The organism is Flavobacterium sp. FlaQc-49, assembly GCF_044005985.1.
GTDB lineage: Bacteria > Bacteroidota > Bacteroidia > Flavobacteriales > Flavobacteriaceae > Flavobacterium > Flavobacterium cupriresistens.
In genome coordinates, this window is sequence record NZ_JBIPCS010000005.1 from 282492 (window position 1) to 302872 (window position 20381).

Sequence of the window (20381 nt, forward strand, 5' to 3'; positions counted from 1 at the left end):
TAAATACTATTCAAAGCAGCTCTAAAGAAGCTGTCTGTTTTTTTTCAACGCATCTCAGGAATCGGCTGCTGATTCAAAAATCAGTCGACTATTAGATAATTCCCCTTAATTAACAACCAAAAAAAAGAACAAAAATGAAAACAAAAAAAATCAAATCTATTCTCTTAACCTTTATCTGCTTAGGGATTGCCTTCTATGCCAAAGCTCAGAAAAATTACACTGTAGATACAAAATCACTATTTTCAGTAACCGGAACCTCTACTTTACATGACTGGGAAATGAAATCTGATACCGGCACGGGTACAGCAAACATAACAGCCTTGAATCATAAAATAACCGAAATCAACAGTCTTACTATTATGCTGTTGGCAGAAAGTATAAAAAACGAAAAAAACGGTATAAACAAAGCTGCTTACGAAACGCTAAATACTAAAACACATAAAAACATAAAATACGTTTTAAAATCTGCAGAAAAAGTAAATGAATCTACCTGGAATTTAACCGGGATCTATACCATAGCCGGAGTTAGTAAAGAATATAAAACCCAGATAAAAACAAGCTTTGTCAATGAAATTATAAACTTACAAGGGGTGCAAAAAATAACTTTTGCCGATTTCGGAATGACTCCCCCAAAAGCATTATTAGGAACAATTAAAACCGGTAAAGACCTTACTATCAACTTCAACCTCTTTTTAAAATAAGCACTAATGAAAAAAATTTATATTCTGGTAATAACTTTAATACATATTGCTACTGTAACAGCTCAGGACAGATTCGGTCAAATTCAAAATCTGATTCCGCGTAACAAAGAGGGAATCAATCAATTTGATGTTAAAAAAGACAGTGTTAAGTTTAAAGGATTGAGTGTTGATTTAGGAGCTGCTTTTGCATTGCAGTTTCAGGGGTTAAAGTCCTTTAATGATCATAACTATACTGCTGACCAATACAAACTAAATAATCTTGAAAATAATTTTAATTTACCGAACGCAAATATGACTATTGGAGCTCAATTGTTTGACGGGGTTCGTGTAAATTTAGATATTTATCTGGCTTCAAGGCATCATAACGAGACCTGGGTAAAAGGGGGTTATTTACAGATTGACAAATTAGATTTTATCGAAAAAGATTTTCTGTCCGATTTTATGCAGTACGCCACTATCAAAATCGGTCAAATGGAAAACAATTATGGTGATGCTCACTTTAGAAGATCCGACAATGGAAATGCACTGATGAATCCTTTTATCGGTAACAATATCATGGATGCTTTTATTACCGAAATGGGTGCTGAAATTTATTACATCCGAAGTGGCTTTGTCAGTATGATTGGCGTAACCAATTCTAAAATGAATCAAAATGTTAAAGAAATTGTTCCTGCTCCAACAACCCCTGCTGCCCCGGATCAAAACACTACCATTAGCCCTACCATTCTTGCCAAAATAGGTTATGACAAACAACTCGACGCTGATCTGAGAGTCAGACTTACGGGTTCTTTATATCACACGGCCAACTCCAGCGGTAATTTGTATTCTTCTGATAGAGCCGGAAGCCGCTTTACAGGTGTAATGACTCATGCTGCTTCGTCATTTGATCAAGATAATAATCCGGCCACTCCTCCTATCTCTATTGCCGATAATTTTGACCCGGCTTCTAACCAGACCACCGGAAGATTTAATCCTGCATTTGGTAACTGGGCCACCTCTTATATGATTAACCCTTTTGTAAAATACAAAGGGCTTGAATTCTTTGCAACTTTAGAGTTTGCATCTGGAGGAGATAAAAAAGGTAATGACGAAAAACGTACTACAAACCAGTATGAAGCCGATTTGGTTTACCGATTTGGTTCTTCTGAAAACTTCTTTATAGGAGGAAAATACAATACCGTGAGTGGCAAATTAAGCAATGCAGACTCCAAAAAAGTTTCTGTGAACAGGTTTGAAGGCAGTGCCGGCTGGTTTATGACCAAAAATATCCTTGCAAAGGTTGGCTATATCAACCAAACCTATAAAGATTACAGTCAGTTTAATGCCAATGGAACTCCAAACGATTTCTTTGGCGGAAAGTTCAACGGAGTACTATTTGAAGCCGTTATTACTTTTTAACAAATAAAATGAGAAAGTTAGTTATAATTGTAATGTTGGGTCTCGTATCTTTTCTAGTCTTAGGAAGTGCCAGACCCACTTTTTACCCTGATGACACTATTTTAATTATCAAAATGATTGAAATAAAAATCAGTGGAAAATCAACGATTGGAGATTATAATTGTGATAATTCACTCTTAAAAAAAGACACCATTTTTCTAAATCTAAACAAAAGAAACAACATTGTTGCAGAAATTCCGATGCTCCGCTTTGATTGCAGACACCGAATAATGACTAAAGATTTTCAAACTACGGTAAAAGTAAAAAAATACCCTACGAGTTCTGTAACCATTTACGATATAAGAACATACGGAAAAAACTATAAATGCAACCTTTCTTTTTTGATAACAGATAAAACTTTCAAATACAAAGACATTATACTTAACACTTCGGGAAATAAAATTGAGGGCATTATAAATTTAAGCTTCTCCGAGATCGGACTTGAACCTCCGGTAAGAATGGCTGGCTTGGTAAAAGTAAAAGATGAAATACAGATTGACTTTTTTCTGTACAAAAACTAGGTTGTCTTATTTATAAAAAAAACCTTCTAAAGCCTATTTCAAAGATGGCTTAAAGATTTTTTTATATTGGACAGTCTTTACAAATAGTATTGTCCTTAAAATTTCAATGCAAAAAACATTATGCTTGCCCGTTTAGACATTTAAAATCTCAGAATATCAGACCTATGATTTGGATACCCTTCTCATAACTCTCATAATCTGCAGCTTAAAAAACGTTACTCTACATGGGCAAGCATAATTTCATCTTTAAATACAGCATCCTAGTTTTGAAGCAAGTGGTATACCTGATTGGCAATTTCGTATTCTTCATCAGTTGGGACAATCAAAACTTTAACTTTAGAAGTTGTTTTGTTGATTTCTCTTATTTCTTTGGAACGAATCTGATTTTCTTCATCGTTGATATCAATTCCGAAAAACTCCATATCCGTACAAACCAATTTGCGCATGTACGAAGAATTCTCTCCAATTCCGGCCGTAAAAACAATGGCGTCCAAACCATTTAATGCCGCGGTGTAAGAACCAATAAACTTTCTAATGCGATAGGCATTCATGAACAATGCCAATTGACATTCCTTATCTCCTTTTTCGGCATTTGCTTCAATATCACGCAAATCGCTGTAACCCGTAAGTCCCAACATTCCGCTTTTTTTCTGAAGAATCTCATTTATTTCGTCTAAACTGTATCCCAATGAGTTCGCCATATAAAAAATCACCGATTGATCTACATCACCGGCTCTGGTCCCCATAATTAAACCGTTTGTTGGTCCAAAACCGAAAGAATGATCTACACTTTTTCCGTTTTTAATTGCAGTCATACTACAACCGTTTCCTAAATGAATGGTGATGATATTTTGTGCGGCATGTCGAATCCCTTTCAAATACTTAATTGCTTGTTCTGAAACATATTTATGACTTGTTCCGTGAAAACCGTACACTCGAATTCTTTTTTCGGTCAACAATTCATTTGGAATTGCAAATTTATAAGCTACTTCGGGCATCGTCTGATGAAAAGCGGTATCAAAAACGGCAATTTGATCTGCTGTATGAAAGATTTCTTCGGCCACGGTAATACCTTCTAAATTGGCTGGATTGTGAAGGGGTGCCAAATCAAAAAGTTGCTTGATTTTAGCTTTTACTTTTTCATCGATTTTTACGGTATCAGTAAAATTACTTCCGCCATGCACCACACGATGTCCAACGGCAGTAATTTCTGAAGTTGATTTTATAACTCCTTTTTCAGCATCTAAAAGCATATTGGCTACTTTTTGTAATCCTACTTTATGGGTTGGAATTGATACTGTTTCTTCATAGGAAGCAGTTGAAGTTTTAAACGTAACATTCGAGCTTTCCAGACCAATTCTGTCAATCATACCAGTACAAATTACTTCATTAGCCGGCATAACCATTAATTGGTATTTAATTGATGAACTTCCTGAATTTATGATTAATATTTTCATTTTTTTTTGCTGAGTTTTTTTTGTTTCAGGTTTCAAGTTTCATGTTATAGAACCTGAAACTTGAAACCTGAAACATTTTTTTTCTTGACTACAATCCTTGTGCTTGGATGGCTGTTATTACTACTGTGTTTATAATATCATCTACGGTACAACCGCGACTTAAATCGTTTACTGGCTTATTTAAACCTTGTAACATTGGTCCGATAGCCAAAGCTCCGGTTTCTCTCTGAACAGCCTTGTAGGTATTATTTCCTGTATTTAAATCCGGAAAAATAAGTACACTTGCTTGTCCAGCGACTTCTGAATCGGGCATTTTACTTTTTCCGACTGTCAGATCAACTGCAGCATCGTATTGAATTGGTCCTTCAATTTTTAAATCAGGTCGTTTTTGTTTTACAATTGCTGTGGCAGTTCTTACTTTATCAACCTCGTCCCCTTTTCCTGAAGATCCTGATGAATAGGAAAGCATTGCTATTTTAGGTTCAATTCCGAACGCTAAACTTGACTCTGCTGATGAAATAGCAATCTCTGCCAATTGTTCTGCCGTTGGATTTGGATTAATCGCACAATCTCCGAAAACGGAAACACGATCTTCTAAACACATAAAAAATACGGAGGAAACTACAGAAGAATTTGGTTTTGTTTTAATGAATTGTAATGCGGGTAAAATAGTGTGCTGTGTTGTATGCGCTGCTCCTGATACCATTCCGTCAGCATGGCCTTTATAGACCATCATAGTGCCAAAATAAGAAACATCTTCCATTAAATCCCTTGCCATTGTAATACTTACGTTTTTGGCTTTTCTAAGCTCGTAGTAGGTATTGGCATAATCTTCATAAAGTGGCGATTCTATCGGATTGATAATGGTAACCTTTGAAAAATCAAAAGTAATTCCGAGTTCTGTGACTTTATTTTCGATTTGTTTTTTATCTCCAATTATTGAAATATCAACCACATCCATGTCTAATAATCTCGACGCTGCCACAATAATTCGTTCGTCATTTCCTTCCGGAAGTACGATGTGTTTGCGGTGCTGTCTGGCTCTTTTAACCATGTTGTATTGAAACATTTTCGGTGTAATACCTTCTGCTTCAAAAGTGATTAATTTTTCAGACAGTGCTTCAATTTGAACGTATTTTTCAAAAGTACTAATCGAGGTTTCAATTTTATGGGTGTTGTTGGCATAAATTTCCGATCTGATACTACCTATTTTATTCGTGATATAGTATGTTCCCTCAGCAACCGCAATTATAGGTACTACTGCCGAAAGTCCTTCTATAAGTTTTAATATACTTTCTTCGGGAATTATATTTCCGGTCAGGATGATTCCGGAAATCGAAGGATAGTTCGCCGATTCATTTGCCTGTAATGCTCCTAAAATAATATCGGAACGATCACCGGGTGTAATTACCAGAGCGTTATCATGTAAGTGAACCAGATAGTTATGCAATTGCATGGCTCCTACACTATAATGCCCAATCTGATTGTTTAAATAAGTACTTCCAAACAATACTTTGGCACCCAATTGATTGACGATCTCCTGCATTGTCGGATTGTTCAGACTTGAAATTAGCGGAATTGTATTTATCAAAACCGTACTCGGCAAGCTTTTTTGCAATCCTTGTGTCACCAATTCAATATTTTCGAATTGCACTTTATTGGCAATAACCGATAAAACTTCAACTTCTTTCACTTTAAACGAATTGTAAACCAAATTAAGACTGTCTACTAATTCGTCCAAGGTTTTTCCAATTCCGGATCCTATGATTATTGTTGGGATTCCGAGGTTTTTCGCGATTAGCACATTGGTGTCCAGTTCAATTGCAGTTCCTTCTCCTGTAAAGCTTGTTCCTTCGACCAAAACAAAATCAAAACGTTCTTCAAGGCGTTTGTATTTTTCGATAATTAGATCTAAAACCTCTCCTATTTTTCCTTTATTTTTCTTCTTAATTAATTTGCTTTTTGTAATCGCATAGGCTTCTTCAAACTTAATGTCAAGATTAAAATAGGAAAGAACTGTTTCTATATGATTGTCTGATTCGCCATCGACAAAATCTTCTATGATGGGCCTAAAATAACCCACCTTTGCCGTTTTACCAATCAGAATACTCATCAAACCGAGTGTCATAATCGATTTTCCGCTATTTTGGTCGCTTGTAGCTATGTATATCGCTTTACTCATATTTTATATTTTTAAACTTAACAAATGTAGTCTATCCCGAAATTTTTAACTTCGAAATAAACGTTAAAACCAACGTCTTTTTTTGAAATAAACGATTAAACCTATAACAAGAAAAAACATCGCAATCATGACATAATGATAGCCGTATTTGTATCGAAGTTCGGGCATATTGTCAAAATTCATTCCGTACACTCCAACAATAAAAGTCAGCGGAATAAAGATGGCCGAAATAATGGTGAGGGTTTTCATGATTTCATTCATTTTTCGACTTTGCTCCGAAAAATAAAAATTCGATGCACTTTCCAATGAACTCATATCGGATTCAATTTGCTCTAAAAGCTCTAAACTTTTCTGATGCAGTCTTATAAAAAAATTGAAGGTTTCTTTTTCGATTCCGTTATCAGTATTGTCATCTTTTATTGATTTCAAATAGTATAATGAATCTCTAAGCGGAATAATTGATCTTTTCAAAAAGTTTAAATTATCACGATGGTTTTCAATCTTTTCCAGAATAATAGGTCTGGCTTCTTTTTTAGTTTCATTGATTAATTCCTCTACTTTATCTTCCTCATCTTCCAACGTAATGTAGAAATTCTCCATTACAGCATCCAATAATAAATACAACAAATAATCTACTTTTTTTGTTCGCACAATCCCGGAATGGGTACGAAGGCGCTCGCGTATGTGGGTAAAAAAATCACTTCGCTTTTCCTGAAATGAAATTAAAACGTTGTCTTTCAAAATAAAACTAATCTGTTCAACACTAATGTTATCTGAATATTCGGAAGGTAAAATCGATTTTATATTGAAGAATAAAATATCTTGTTGCTCCTGTAGTTTTGTTCTTTTGGTGGTATTTAAGATATCTGCCAAAAGAAAATCATCAACTTTAAAATGCGCTCCAATGGTTTTTATCAAATTGATATCATTCAATCCATGGATGTTCAACCAGTTATTTTTGGTATAATCAATACAGGTATTTAATGCCAAAATACTAAATTTCTCGTATTCAATAACATCCGCATCATCATAGACAAAAAGTTGCATCTCTGATTGATGCTCTTTGTGAGAGCCCGTGTACTCTAGCGTAATGTGTTGCAGCTTGCGTCCTTTCTTGTATTTTATCTTTCGCATTCAAAAATGTTTTATACAGTAATATTACGAAAAAGAATTCGAAGGAGAAATGACAATTGTCATTTTGATGAAGTGGTTTGTATAAATCATTTTATTAATTTATGCTACTTGTTGTACTTTTAATTTAACCGCATCGATTTTTTAAACCCGACAGGTTTTAAAAACCTGTCGGGTTTGAAAAACAAAAAATAAAATTTATAACGTTATGCAACTTGTAGAACCATTAGAATTTGGAAAATACTATCATATTTATAACAGGGGGATAAATAGTGAAAATCTTTTTAAGGAAAATAGAAATCATGAGCATTTCTTAAACCTTTACAACAAACATATAGAACCTATTGCAGAAACTTTTGCCTGGTGTCTGCTTAAAAATCATTTTCATTTATTGGTAAGAATAAAAAGCTTTGAAGAAATTTTACAAAGCCATGGAGAATATGAATTAAAAAAGATTATCGCACCTCATCAATCTTTTGGAAATTTATTTAATGCGTATACAAAAGCAATTAACAAAGGCTACAATAGACACGGTGCTTTATTTGAAAGGCCTTTTAAAAGAAAATTAATTGATAACGACTTCTACTTAAGAGCTGTTATAAAATACATCCATTTTAATCCCGTAAATCATGGATTTTGTCAACATCCGATAGAATATCCCTGGAGCTCTTATGAGACCTGTATTTCAGAAAGGCCAACAAAACTGAAACGTGAGAAAGTAATAGTATTGTTTGAAAATACTGAAAACTTAAAAATCCTTCACAATCAGAAAGAAAATTTCGATTCTTTAGAACAGTTTTTAAATTTATAAAAAAACTAAACCCGACAGGTTTCAAAAACCTGTCGGGTTTTAACCGTTTTGTATAACACAAAATTTATTCTCCTTTAATAACTGTATAAGGTAAATCAGTAAACACACCATTAGTAACCTCAAAGACATCTGGAGTTACGATTTTAGTTTGTAAGATACCTCCTTTTTCATTTGTAAAACTGAAGATTCCCGAAACTGTCTTTTTCTCCGGATTCATAGCTGTAATTGTCATTTTTCCGGATTTAGGTGTATGTTCCGCAAAAGAATCTCCTCCAATTAGATAATAGTTCAAAAACAGTGCATTAATATTAATCAGTTCCCCTTCAGAACCTGAATCTTCAAAAACATATTCTTTTAGTGGCATAGCATCATTGGCTGTTAACTCGCCTCCGCACGTTAAAAAAAGTCTTTGCGAACCATCTTCAGCATTGATATCAAAACGCTGTCCTCCATTTTCTCCCGGAACTTTCATCAAAGTAACACTGTTGATTTTTGTAGCTTTCCACGCTACACCATTGATGGTAGCTGTAACTGAGGTAATTCCAGCGTGGTCTTCTTTTTTGTCATCAGCATCACCACTACATCCTGTAAATAAAGCAGCTACTAACAGTACTACCAGGCCTAATCTTTTTTTCATAATTTAATTTTTGCGCAAATAAAACACTAAAAAACTTAATAAGATTGAGGGAAACCACATTCATAGAAAAATATTTCACAACCAAATCAAACCAGTTTCTGTAACCTGCTGGGGTTAATTCAAATAAACAGAATACCCGACCTCAAAACCTATCTAAAAAAAAAGCCATAAAAAAACCGAGTCATTTCTGACTCGGTTTTCAATTCTTATGTAAGAGACGCACAGCAGTGCATCTCTACGGAGTAAATTATTTTACTTCTTCGAATTCAACGTCTTCAACATTGTCACCTTGAGACTGCTCTTGTTGAGGAGCCGCTTGTTGACCTTGTTCACCTTGAGCGTACATCGCTTCTGTAGCTGTTTTCCAAGCTGCATTGATGTTGTCAAGAGCTGTTTGAATAGCTGGAATGTCTTGAGATTGGTGAGCCATTCTCAATTCAGTTAAAGCGTACTCTACAGCAACTTTGTGATCATCAGCTAATTTAGATCCAAGCTCTTTTAATTGAGACTCAGTTTGGAAGATCATTCCATCAGCTTCGTTCAATTTTTCAGCTCTTTCTCTAGCTACTTTATCAGACTCAGCGTTAGCTTCAGCGTCTTTTTTCATTTTTTCGATTTCTTCAGCTGTTAAACCAGAAGAAGCTTCGATACGGATATCGTGAGATTTTCCAGTTCCTTTGTCAGTTGCAGAAACTTTGATGATACCATTAGCATCAATATCAAAAGAAACCTCGATTTGAGGAACTCCTCTTGGTGCTGGTGGAATACCGTCTAAGTTAAAACGACCGATAGTTTTGTTATCAGCAGCCATTGCTCTAGCTCCTTGTAATACGTGCAATTCAACAGTTGGTTGAGAATCTGCAGCAGTAGAGAAAACTTGAGATTTTTTAGTTGGGATAGTTGTGTTAGACTCAATTAAGATAGTCATAATTCCACCCATAGTTTCGATACCTAAAGATAAAGGAGTAACGTCTAATAACAATACATCTTTTACATCTCCAGAAAGAACTCCACCTTGAATAGCTGCTCCAATTGCAACAACCTCATCAGGGTTAACTCCTTTAGACGCTTTTTTACCGAAGAATTTTTCAACTTCGTCAGCAATTCTTGGCATACGAGTAGAACCACCTACCAAGATAACTTCGTCAATATCAGAAACAGATAAACCTGCATCTTTTAATGCTTTAGCAACTGGTTCCATAGAACGTTTTACTAAAGAATCAGTTAATTTTTCGAATTGAGCTCTAGTTAATTTTTTAACTAAGTGTTTTGGTCCTGAAGCTGTAGCAGTTACGTAAGGTAAGTTGATTTCAGTTTCAGCAGAAGATGACAATTCAATTTTAGCTTTCTCAGCAGCTTCTTTCAAACGTTGCAAAGACATTGGATCTAAACGTAAATCAATACCTTCTTCAGCTTTAAATTCGTCAGCTAACCAGTCAATAATTTCGTGGTCAAAATCATCTCCTCCAAGGTGAGTATCACCATTTGTAGACAATACTTCGAATACACCGTCTCCTAATTCAAGAACAGAGATATCAAAAGTACCTCCACCTAAATCGTAAACAGCAATTTTTTGATCTGTTCCTTTTTTATCTAATCCGTAAGCTAATGCAGCAGCAGTAGGCTCATTGATGATACGCATAACTTTAAGACCAGCAATCTCTCCAGCTTCTTTTGTAGCTTGACGTTGTGCATCATTAAAGTAAGCAGGAACAGTAATAACCGCTTCAGTAACTGTTTGACCTAAATAGTCTTCAGCAGTTTTTTTCATTTTTTGAAGTGTCATAGCTGACAATTCTTGTGCAGAGTACAAACGACCATCAATGTCAACACGTGGTGTATTGTTATCTCCTTTTACAATTGAATAAGAAACTCTTTTTGCTTCAGCCGAAACCTCACCAAAACCTTGTCCCATAAAACGTTTGATAGAAGCAATAGTCTTAGTTGGATTAGTTACCGCTTGTCTTTTTGCAGGATCACCCACTTTAATTTCTCCACCTTCAACAAAAGCGATGATAGATGGTGTAGTTCTTTTTCCTTCTGCGTTAGGAATAACAACTGCTTCATTACCTTCCATTACAGAAACACAAGAGTTCGTCGTACCTAAGTCAATTCCGATTATTTTACCCATTTTTTATATAATTTATTTTTGATATACTAATTTTTAAACTCATGTGGCATAAGTCAATCTTTATGCCAATATAAAAAACCAAAGTAAATTGTCAGTTTACTATTGACACACCAAAAAAATATGACAACATGACATTTTTAAAACCTGACATTCATGGCATATCAGTACTTTAAGTGTCATTATCAGGAGCTGATTCCTGCTGTCTGCTCTATCTTTTCCTTGCTAAAGAAGCAAGAAAAAGGATGCCGCTCCCATCAGGGCTAGGGCACTTGGTTGTGTTAAAAAAAGTTCTGTGAATACCATTAAAATAAGTACATTCGTCAAAAAAAAAAAAAACGATGAACGAAAAATACCCTTTTTTACTCGAGAGAATACAATCTATTCTAATTGACTCGGTTTTAATAGTAGCTTGCATGATCATTTTCTCTGATATTCTATCTAATTTCAAAAATGTACCCGATTGGCTAAGGGCTGTTTTGCTGATAGCTCTATTTTTATACGAGCCGATAGCCACTACTTTTGGTGGCACAATAGGCAATAACATAAAAAGCATAAGAGTCAGAAAAAATTCCGACAACACAAAACGAATCAATATTTTCCAGGCGCTGATTCGATATTTCATCAAATTACTGTTCGGCTGGCTTTCTTTTATCACTATTTTTTCGAGCTCAAAGAAACGAGCCCTTCATGATATTTTTAGTGGGACTGTAATGGTGAAAATTTAAGCAGAGTAAAAAATAAAATTCATAAAACCTGCACCTCTGCATTGGCTACGTTATCATTATGCTATTCATTTGCTTTAAGGCTGAACAGGTTTAAGATATACCCAATCGTTCTTAGTACACAACAATAGTAAAACAACCAAAATCTATATCCCTCGCTATGCGAAGCCTCCCCACTTCCAGTAGCGCTTTAGTTGAATTATCGTTTTTATTCCTATATTCGTCGAGCCGAAAATACTCAGCTTCTAAACCCCTAACCATGACAAGCGCCGAAATTTTAGTAACAAGGCGTTATGAAATATAAAAAAATCACTATGAAAAAAATTTTTCTCGGAATTATCTCTATCATATCATTTTCAATGTATTCACAAAACAGATATGAGCTTCTTGAAAACGGAAAAGAGAAATTATTTCTTTCAGATTCAATTTCAAAAATGGCTGAAAGTGGATTAATAACAAATCGCCCTATTGTTGTTGTTAATGGAATACCATTTCGTTACCAAGATTTAGAAAAAGGAAAATTACCATTGTCAAAAGTTGCTATTGAAAAGATTGTAGCAATTGATAAACAGAAAGGCATTAGTATTTATGGTAATTTCGGCGAAGCAGGAGTTTTAATAATTACAACCTCAAAAACGAAAATATTTTTACTGGAAAATAAAGATGAATCACAATATTATTTGGTTGACAAAATCAAAACCGCTTTCCAAAAAGATGAAATTGCTAATCCTCCATTAATAGTCATAGATGGAGAGCCTTTTAAGTATAATAAAACTCTTAACACAATAGTTCTACCTATAAAAAAAGAAATTATATCAGATGTTACCATTTTAAATAAAAACAGTAGTAATGCTATATATGGAAAAGATGAAGTTTACGGAGCTATAATAATAATAACTACAAAATAATAAGAACAAAGCCCGGCTAACTAATAACCGTTACACGAGATTTGGACATTAGTATGAATTTGCAGCTAGTTTTGTACTTGAAAAATTTGTGCTTAATGGAGAAAATCCCGCATCTTTATTCCCCAACCTCTTGTAGCACCAGAACGTTGCGCCACAGTTAACCGCAGAAGTAAAAAAAAAAACAAAATTTATGAATATTTACAAATAACAAATTTATAATGTTATTAAATTTCCCTGAACAAATTATTGACGATTTTATAATTCCTGCTTTTACTATAAATGAAGGAGAAATTATTATAATTGAAATTCTTGGAGGTGCTAAATTTAGGAACTTAACTCTTAAATTAAATAGTATTTTTACAAATCAAAACTCAAGTTTCAAATATGTTGAACACATACAAACAGATTCACTTTTAAGTTTTATCTTTCCTCTAACAGTTGAAAAGTATCTTAAGAATTCTGGCTCAATTATATTTTACAGAAATAAAATATATGAACTTAATTGGATGAAACCAAAAATAAAAGTGAACACATTAGCAGGAAGTCCTAGAAGAATACTAAGCTTATACAAAACGTTAACTTTTACAAAGAATATTATTATTGATTTAGTTGGAGTCGACCCAATTGGAGGAGTTGAAATTTATCAAATCTTGAAAAGTAACAAAAATAAAAATGGAGCTACAATCTTATTTGATTCGTGCAATGAGTTTGAAAATGATTGTTCAAAATTTATACGAACAAAATATATTGGAGAGTAATAGTAAATAAAATAACCGATCGCACAACAGCCGTTTGTCGTGATTGAGCCTTTCTTGAATTATCGTTTTATTCCTAATATTCGGCCTTCTAAATCCCCATACTCGTATAGTGCCAAGACGTTGGTAGTACTATTACCGAAAAATTAGACATAATTGTAATCCATAGCATAGAATCAGAAAATTAAATTTTTAAACAATGAGTAATTTATGAAACGTAATATATTAATATTAGTGTTTTTCTTAGGGATTATACCAATCTCATGTGAAAGTGTAGACCCATATTATAAAATTGACAATTTGACTTGTCAGGCTTTTAAAGACGAAGCATTAACAAATGTTGTTAAGCCTATAGATATAATTTCAGAAAATAAAGTATACTTTAAAATTAACATGTCTTATACCTACGTTGCAAATATTGAAAAATCAAGACAGTGGTTCAACTTTACAACTTCAGCTTATGCTTTTTCAAAAGGCACCCCAGGTATTGACGGACTGAAAGATAAATTGAAAACAATTGAAATATTCAGTAATAATAATTTTAATGGTAAACCAGCAGGTACAGACATTAAAGATTTATTTAAATGGCATGATGTTCAATGGGATGGTCAACAAAAAACAATAGATTCATTAGTAATTGCTTTAAATCAAAGTTCATTTTTTATAGGCGGTAATCCGTATTTTTTAAAGTTAATTCTAATGGAAAAACCTAATGATAATTTACCGCAAACATTTACCTTTAACTTTGTTTATGAAAACGGTAGTCGCCAATTAGTTAGTTCAACTGATATTAATTGGGTCTAAAAATACAACTGTCAACAGTCGTTAAAAGAGATTTGGGTACTTGGCTTAATTTACAGCTGGTTTTTGTACTGGGAAAATTTGTGTTTAATAGAAAAAACTCACCTCTTTAATCCCAAACCTCGTGTAGCGCCAGAACGTTAGTTGTAAGCTTCAGTACATTTCAAACATAAAACATGAAATTTAAAATTCTACTATTATTATCTCCAATCCTAATGTTTGGACAAACAGGCGAAACAGATGCGAGCAAAATAAAAACTATAGAATCACATGTAAAATATACGGACAGTATTTCTAGTTTCCTTACAGAAGAAGTGTCTAATGAAGAATTTGTATTTACACATGGTCGAATTGATGGAAAACCTACAAGAAGAATGTATAACAATACGCGGTTATTAAAAACTAATGGTCAGGTTATCAGGATTTGTTATACACGAAGGAATCAAGAAACAGACGAAGACATGAGTTTTTACTATTCCAATTCGAAACTTATTTACATAGAATCAATAATTAGTCGTAGAAAGAAAAAAAAGTTTATCAAAAAAAGATTTTACTATGAAAATGACATTTTGATTTCTCCAACGTTTTCAAGTAAAGAATACAATCTAAAATATGAGTTAGAGATTATTGAAAAGTCCAGAAGTTTATTGAAACAAGCCAGCAGTTAACAACTTTTACATGAGATTCGGGTATTTAATTTAATTTGCAGCTGGTTTTGTACTTGTAAAACTTATACATAATACAATAAAAGCGCACCTTATATTCCCTAGCTGCTACAAATGCCAAACCGTTAATAGCTATATCTCAAAAAAAACGAAAATGAAAACGAAAATTATTTTACTTATTTGCTTTTCCATATTTTTAATGTCGTGTAATGTTAGCGAAAAAATTAATGGAAAATATCGATCAAACTTTGCGGATTTAGGTTTCTTCATAACAGAAATTGAGTTGAAATCTGATAGTACTTTTCACTATGAATTTTCAGGCGATTTATCACACCAAGAACTTGATGGAAAATACATAATCAAAAAAAAGAAATTATATTTACGATTTAACAAACTGAAAGACGAAACTGAAAGTGAAATTGTCAAAATTAACGGAAAAGATACCATTGTAAATTTTGGAAATTTTGGAAAAACTCATTCTTATGAGTTAAAAAAGGAAAATGAGATAGAATATCATTTGAAATACAAAATCTCAAAAGGTAAACTACAATCATATAATACACAAACAGATAAATTAGTTCGTAAAGGAGAAAAATATTCTATTAATTTTATTCCTATTACTCGGTTGTAATAATAACAAAAACAGAAAGTCAAAATGAAAAGAAGACATCTATTTTTCATAGTAATAGTACTACTTATAGTAAGTTGTAAAAAAAGCGACGAAAAAAACAAAACCGAATTATCAAGTACGGACACAAAAATTGCAGATGAATCTAATTCGAAAGAAATATTAAATGCATTTTATGTAGCTTATTTACATGAATTTACTAATTCAAATCTCAAAGAATCCGAGAGAAAATTAGATTCTTTGAAAAACAAATATTGTAAAAAGACTTTATTAGACAGTATTTCGAATGAATTTGAAAATAATGAATTGGATTATGACCCATTTATAAATGCTCAGGATGTCTCTGAAAAAATGATAGAATCATTATCTATAGAAAATGTAGTGGGACAAAAAAATAAATTTCATGTAAAATTTCATGATAATAGTTCCGAAAATAAAACCAATATAATGGTAACTATTACTGACGGAAAAATAGCTGCATTAAAATAAGCAGCCGCTAAGAGCTCTTATACGAGATTTGAGCATTGCCCAGAATTTAAAAATAGTTTTGTACTAGAAAAATGTGCGTCAAATGGAAAAAAATCATCTTTTTAATACCTAACCTCTTCAAACTCCAAAAATGCAAACTGAAACCCAATTCTCAGAAGAAACTTCAACTGAAATACAAATCCAAAAATGACATTTAACATACTTCTGTCTTTAATTCTTTTCATCATAGGTTTGGGCTTTTTTCCTGGGCTTTTTTTTCTGCTGAAAAAGAATACACGAAGAAAAGGATTAATACTTATAAAAACTTCTTCAATCATTGTTATAGCTTTTCTACTGTTTGGTTTGTTTAGTGGACTATTCACAAGTAAACCAAAAACTAAAGATTTAGTTGGAAAATATCATATCGTAAAGGTCACTCGTCTTAATATTGACAAAAATACTTACGATAAATATAAACTTCAATTGTATGAAAACGGCACTTTTAAATTGACCACAACTCCATCTATTGACATATGTCAAAATGGAAAATATGAAGTTGACTACGAATTTGAATATAATGAATTGTCTTTAGAATGCCCAAATCTTTTTACTTCTGCTCATATTGATAGAGGTTTAGGGAATTATAGAATTGAATTTATAATTGGTGACCCGGATAGTGGGGAAAGTATTTACTTTGAAAAAATTGAGAAATAAATTATTAACCATACATATTGATCTGAATAATTTGACTACTATTAACAGCAAAAATAAAAGCATCTTTTTACACATCTCTGTTTACACATTAAATCCTGAAGTGGAAACCTGAAGTTTACAAAAAATATGTAAAAAATGATAATATCCTTTTTATATTTTAGAAATCCCAATTACACATGAAATTTAATATTAAATAGAATTAAACATCGTAACGGCTTAAAAAAACAAATGAAAAACATCTATTCACTTACATATAATTTTTGGTGGAGTGAAAAATGGATATTTCTCCATTAAAAATGGGAACATCTTTTGTTTTTTTTAGGGGCAGGCTCGCTATTTATTTCAAACTTTATAACAAAAAAATTAAGTATAAATTTGACCAATACGCTATAAAAACAAACAATAAACGCTAACAGCCGTAAGCTGTAATTTTAGAAAAACAACAACTATGAGCCTATTTAAACGATTATTCGGAAAAACCGAAAACAAAGAACAAGAAAGAAATTCATCAATAATTGAAAAGAATGCTGAGGAGCATGAAAAAAAAGCAATGGATGAACTTAAATCTTCGCCACAAAAAGACCAAGATTTATTTTTAGAAATGATGAATAAATTATCCGGTTCTAATGAAATTAGTACAAATACACCTGATCTTTTTAAAACGGAATTGTATGATTCAATAAATCGATACTATTCATCTCCTGAATTTAGAATTGAGCTTAGTTTAGAAGACGAACAAGGGAATTTGTTTGAAGAACACGAAGCTTTTAATTTCACTTTCAATAAATGGAAAAAAGTCAGATCAATTTGGGACCGAAGAGCAATTTTATTTGAACAATGGGATGAAACTGAACTTAACAAATTACAAAAATGGCAAATAATTGAACGATTTGTAAAAGACAGATACGCTCTAAAAGCTTTAAATTTTCAAGAAACCAATATAAAACAAGATGATTTTCAAGATATAAGATTGATTGTTGCACTATCAAAACTTTATCGTGTTTTAAACTCCATTCCTCAAGCTTTACATTATTCAAAAGGCGCTTACGAATTGAGACCGGATTTAGATATTGTCAAAACCGAATACGCTAATTTATTACATTTATCCGATTCATATGAAGATAAAGAACTATCCCATAAATTAATTAACGAAGTAATCGAAAATAGAATTAAAAACGATGCTAACGAGAAAGAAATTCCATTATTAAATTATTTTGCTTTTTCTGTTAATTATATCGATTCATCTATTTTTGCAATTAATTTTCTTAAAGCAGGAAATTGTGATGAAGAAACTTGGGAAAAATTAGCCGAAGAATATTATTGGTGTCCAACATTTAGATACGAACATTCGGTTTTTCTGTCACAAAATGGAGAAAGTCTAAGAGCATTAGCTAAACTTGACTCCTTAGCAAATGAATTTCCTTGGTATGAATCTGGTGTATTGGCAAACATTGACGCTATAAATCAATTAAGAATACAAAATAAAGACAATTCATTTATGAGTGAAGAAATGAATAAAATGGAACAGTATAAATCAATGTGGAAATAAAAATTACAGTCGACAGCGGTTTTAGTTTCCAATCTCGTAAAGCCCAAAAAATGTTGGCGGCACAATTAAAAACATGAAACCGATAAAAATTATAATTAAAAATTTAGCCTCGTTAATATTAACTTCTGTTTGCTTTATTTGTGCTTATTTGGAGTTTGAAACAACAACAAACATAAGCAGAAATGTTACTAGTTACGATAGTTTAAATGGAAAAATTATTGAAACAAAAATAACTGAAAACAATTCATCAGTAGCCGGAAAGTATAAACTTGCCTCAAAAGTATTTACTTTCAAAATTGAGGGAAATGAAAAAGTTTTTGGAGTTTATAACAAAGAACAGAATTATGATTTGCTTGCTAAAAAGTTGACTTTAAACGATGAAGTACTAGTTTATTTTAATGATAATAATTCAACAAACTTAAATTTGGATATCTTTCAAATTGAGAAAAAAAATGAAGTTGTATATAGTGCCGCAGAATATATTGAAAAACAAAGAGTAGGTGCGTATTTTGCTCTCATTGGCGGATTTATTTTACTTGGAATCACAATAATTGAAGCCAAAAAGGATTATAAAAAATACTACCGCTAACCGTTCCTGGCATTTTCACACAGAGTACCGAAAATAACCAATGAACAACCATAAAACAACAAAATATGTTAAAGAAACTCTCCATAATTAGTTTATTGATTCTATTCCTCCCCTTTTTTCAAACTTGTTCAGACAAAAATATTTCTGAAAATAGAAACTTAAAAAATAGTCCATTATGGGAACAGGTAAAAAGCGTCTCTAAAATAGAACTTAATGAAAAAGAATATAATTTAACTTTCGCAGAACTAACTGTAAAAAAACAAAAAGCAATTACAGACTTTGTTAAACTTAAAAAAAAATTAACACTAAACGGTTATCAAATCGGGAAACTATTCATTGACGATATTGAAACTCCTCAATGGCCATTAATGCCGTTTTCGTTTTCTATTTTAATAAATCTACTTATAATAATTTATTCGTTTAAAGACAAGCCAAAAACAACTTTTATTTTAGGCTTTCTAAACATATTCTTGCTAATAATCCCACTGATAATGTTATATTTCGGGAAAATTTTTGAAGATGTTGAACAAATAAAGAGTGGATACTACTTATTACTTTTTAATCTCTCAATAATTACTGTGGAATCCTATTCACAATTGAAAAGAAAAAACATCAGATAACAACAAGTTAACTGTAACCAAATAGAATTCTGCGACTTGAATGAGCTCCTAACGAATTTAAGTATGGTTGAATTACGAAAAAACTAAATATAAAACCTATTTAATGAAAAAAACAATTTTATTTCTTTCTTGCTTATTTTTAAGTACAAATGTATTTGCGCAGAATTTTGAAAAGTTAAAACTTAATGAAAATGAAATTCCTGTAGATTATCATTTGACAAATAAACCAAAATGTATCTCAATACAAGCTTGCACATTCTACAATAATCCTGATCTATATTCTGCTTTGATTGGAAAAGTAAAACATAAAGAAGTTCAAAATTTTGAAAACAAAACTGACAGTGGAAGCATTATGTATTTTGAATTTGAAAATAATTTTGAAATGCAAGGTTTCCTCGAAGGTCTACTTTGGGGCGGAAAAAAATCTACAAAGGAGCATCCGGAAGATTTTTTTGTAAAAGATAACATTTTAATTATTTCGAGTTTAGCTGAAAAAAGTTTACTAAAAAAAGTATCCAAAGAAAAAATTGAATTAGAGTTAAAATAGAATCATTTGCTAACAGGCATTTACAGATAATTTTAAGTAACCGAACTAACTAAACATAAAACATATAAATCTCCAATGACCAACTTTAAACTTTGGCTTGAATTTGAACATGTCGATTTTAGCAATTCTGATATGGAAAATGAATCTTGTAATATTCATGTTGATTTGCCAAATGGAAAACATTACGGAATAAACATTTGGACGTATAAGTTTTTAGAAACTGTAAAAAAGCTGAATGAAAAAAGCGGCGACAATTTAAATGGTTTATATCAATGTACACCAGATTTATTTGTAAAGGAACTTACAAGGGAGTGTATTGAAAAAACTATTGCAGATTTACTAGAAATTGGAAATCTGGAAGATGTATTAAATCGGAGTGTACTTTCAGAAAAATAAAACCATCATCT

General features: G+C 32.2%; 22 protein-coding genes. 17 read left to right on the forward strand and 5 right to left on the reverse strand.

Going from position 1 to position 20381, the window contains the following annotated elements; all coding sequences use genetic code 11:
• The first annotated feature begins 134 nt into the window (after nucleotides 1-134).
• Genes ACHRV3_RS13200 through ACHRV3_RS13210 form a run of 3 tightly spaced genes read left to right on the forward strand, consistent with a single transcriptional unit; the run spans nucleotide 135 to nucleotide 2659 of the window.
• Entirely contained in the window at nucleotides 135-701 is a 567-nt protein-coding gene (locus tag ACHRV3_RS13200; protein WP_047775897.1) for a YceI family protein, read from the forward strand.
• 6 nt (nucleotides 702-707) lie between these two features.
• Nucleotides 708-2099 carry a hypothetical protein gene (locus ACHRV3_RS13205; protein ID WP_395434998.1) on the forward strand — a complete coding sequence of 464 codons (1392 nt, stop codon included), beginning with the start codon at nucleotides 708-710 and terminating at the stop codon, nucleotides 2097-2099.
• An 8-nt stretch (nucleotides 2100-2107) separates the two neighbouring features.
• Nucleotides 2108-2659, forward strand: a complete 552-nt coding sequence (locus tag ACHRV3_RS13210; RefSeq protein ID WP_395434999.1) for a hypothetical protein — start codon at nucleotides 2108-2110, stop codon at nucleotides 2657-2659.
• Between the two features lie 260 nt (nucleotides 2660-2919).
• Here the strand turns inward: ACHRV3_RS13210 and ACHRV3_RS13215 are convergent, their stop codons facing one another.
• From ACHRV3_RS13215 to corA, 3 genes are all read right to left on the reverse strand, one after another.
• Complete coding sequence (locus tag ACHRV3_RS13215; RefSeq protein ID WP_395435000.1) at nucleotides 2920-4116, reverse strand: acetate/propionate family kinase; 1197 nt, start codon at nucleotides 4114-4116, stop codon at nucleotides 2920-2922.
• An 88-nt stretch (nucleotides 4117-4204) separates the two neighbouring features.
• Entirely contained in the window at nucleotides 4205-6298 is a 2094-nt protein-coding gene (gene pta, locus ACHRV3_RS13220) for a phosphate acetyltransferase (RefSeq protein WP_395435001.1), read from the reverse strand.
• Between the two features lie 63 nt (nucleotides 6299-6361).
• Nucleotides 6362-7432 (reverse strand): magnesium/cobalt transporter CorA, encoded by a 1071-nt coding sequence (gene corA / locus ACHRV3_RS13225; protein WP_395435002.1) that lies wholly within the window; start codon nucleotides 7430-7432, stop codon nucleotides 6362-6364.
• A gap of 205 nt (nucleotides 7433-7637) precedes the next feature.
• Between corA and ACHRV3_RS13230 the strand changes: the two genes are divergently transcribed.
• Nucleotides 7638-8240, forward strand: coding sequence for a transposase (locus ACHRV3_RS13230; RefSeq protein WP_395435003.1), 603 nt, complete (start codon nucleotides 7638-7640; stop codon nucleotides 8238-8240).
• Between the two features lie 64 nt (nucleotides 8241-8304).
• On the opposite strand, the gene ACHRV3_RS13235 is transcribed toward ACHRV3_RS13230, so the two are convergent.
• The gene (locus ACHRV3_RS13235) at nucleotides 8305-8877 is read right to left on the reverse strand and encodes a hypothetical protein (protein ID WP_395435004.1); all 573 of its coding nucleotides are present in this window, start codon (nucleotides 8875-8877) and stop codon (nucleotides 8305-8307) included.
• 247 nt (nucleotides 8878-9124) lie between these two features.
• A complete protein-coding gene (gene dnaK / locus ACHRV3_RS13240) occupies nucleotides 9125-11008 on the reverse strand; it encodes a molecular chaperone DnaK (protein ID WP_047775908.1) in 1884 nt (627 codons plus the stop codon).
• Nucleotides 11009-11346: 338 nt separating this feature from the next.
• Between dnaK and ACHRV3_RS13245 the strand changes: the two genes are divergently transcribed.
• The 13 genes from ACHRV3_RS13245 (at nucleotide 11347) to ACHRV3_RS13305 (ending at nucleotide 20370) form a co-directional block, all read left to right on the forward strand.
• Nucleotides 11347-11733, forward strand: coding sequence for an RDD family protein (locus ACHRV3_RS13245; protein WP_395435005.1), 387 nt, complete (start codon nucleotides 11347-11349; stop codon nucleotides 11731-11733).
• A 311-nt stretch (nucleotides 11734-12044) separates the two neighbouring features.
• The gene (locus ACHRV3_RS13250; protein ID WP_395435006.1) at nucleotides 12045-12638 is read left to right on the forward strand and encodes a hypothetical protein; all 594 of its coding nucleotides are present in this window, start codon (nucleotides 12045-12047) and stop codon (nucleotides 12636-12638) included.
• 218 nt (nucleotides 12639-12856) lie between these two features.
• Nucleotides 12857-13396 carry a hypothetical protein gene (locus tag ACHRV3_RS13255; RefSeq protein WP_395435007.1) on the forward strand — a complete coding sequence of 180 codons (540 nt, stop codon included), beginning with the start codon at nucleotides 12857-12859 and terminating at the stop codon, nucleotides 13394-13396.
• 207 nt (nucleotides 13397-13603) lie between these two features.
• Entirely contained in the window at nucleotides 13604-14197 is a 594-nt protein-coding gene (locus ACHRV3_RS13260) for a hypothetical protein (RefSeq protein ID WP_395435008.1), read from the forward strand.
• Between the two features lie 173 nt (nucleotides 14198-14370).
• Nucleotides 14371-14862: a hypothetical protein gene (locus ACHRV3_RS13265; protein ID WP_395435009.1), complete on the forward strand. Its 492-nt coding sequence runs from the start codon at nucleotides 14371-14373 to the stop codon at nucleotides 14860-14862.
• 151 nt (nucleotides 14863-15013) lie between these two features.
• A complete protein-coding gene (locus ACHRV3_RS13270) occupies nucleotides 15014-15490 on the forward strand; it encodes a hypothetical protein (RefSeq protein ID WP_395435010.1) in 477 nt (158 codons plus the stop codon).
• Nucleotides 15491-15514: 24 nt separating this feature from the next.
• Nucleotides 15515-15976, forward strand: a complete 462-nt coding sequence (locus ACHRV3_RS13275) for a DUF3828 domain-containing protein (protein ID WP_395435011.1) — start codon at nucleotides 15515-15517, stop codon at nucleotides 15974-15976.
• A gap of 186 nt (nucleotides 15977-16162) precedes the next feature.
• Nucleotides 16163-16669: a hypothetical protein gene (locus tag ACHRV3_RS13280; RefSeq protein ID WP_395435012.1), complete on the forward strand. Its 507-nt coding sequence runs from the start codon at nucleotides 16163-16165 to the stop codon at nucleotides 16667-16669.
• A 448-nt stretch (nucleotides 16670-17117) separates the two neighbouring features.
• The gene (locus ACHRV3_RS13285) at nucleotides 17118-18218 is read left to right on the forward strand and encodes a hypothetical protein (RefSeq protein ID WP_395435013.1); all 1101 of its coding nucleotides are present in this window, start codon (nucleotides 17118-17120) and stop codon (nucleotides 18216-18218) included.
• 73 nt (nucleotides 18219-18291) lie between these two features.
• Complete coding sequence (locus ACHRV3_RS13290; protein WP_395435014.1) at nucleotides 18292-18807, forward strand: hypothetical protein; 516 nt, start codon at nucleotides 18292-18294, stop codon at nucleotides 18805-18807.
• 65 nt (nucleotides 18808-18872) lie between these two features.
• Nucleotides 18873-19427, forward strand: coding sequence for a hypothetical protein (locus ACHRV3_RS13295; protein ID WP_395435015.1), 555 nt, complete (start codon nucleotides 18873-18875; stop codon nucleotides 19425-19427).
• Nucleotides 19428-19530: 103 nt separating this feature from the next.
• Nucleotides 19531-19974, forward strand: coding sequence for a hypothetical protein (locus tag ACHRV3_RS13300; protein ID WP_395435016.1), 444 nt, complete (start codon nucleotides 19531-19533; stop codon nucleotides 19972-19974).
• A 75-nt stretch (nucleotides 19975-20049) separates the two neighbouring features.
• Nucleotides 20050-20370, forward strand: a complete 321-nt coding sequence (locus ACHRV3_RS13305; protein ID WP_230001627.1) for a hypothetical protein — start codon at nucleotides 20050-20052, stop codon at nucleotides 20368-20370.
• Nucleotides 20371-20381 lie beyond the last annotated feature (11 nt).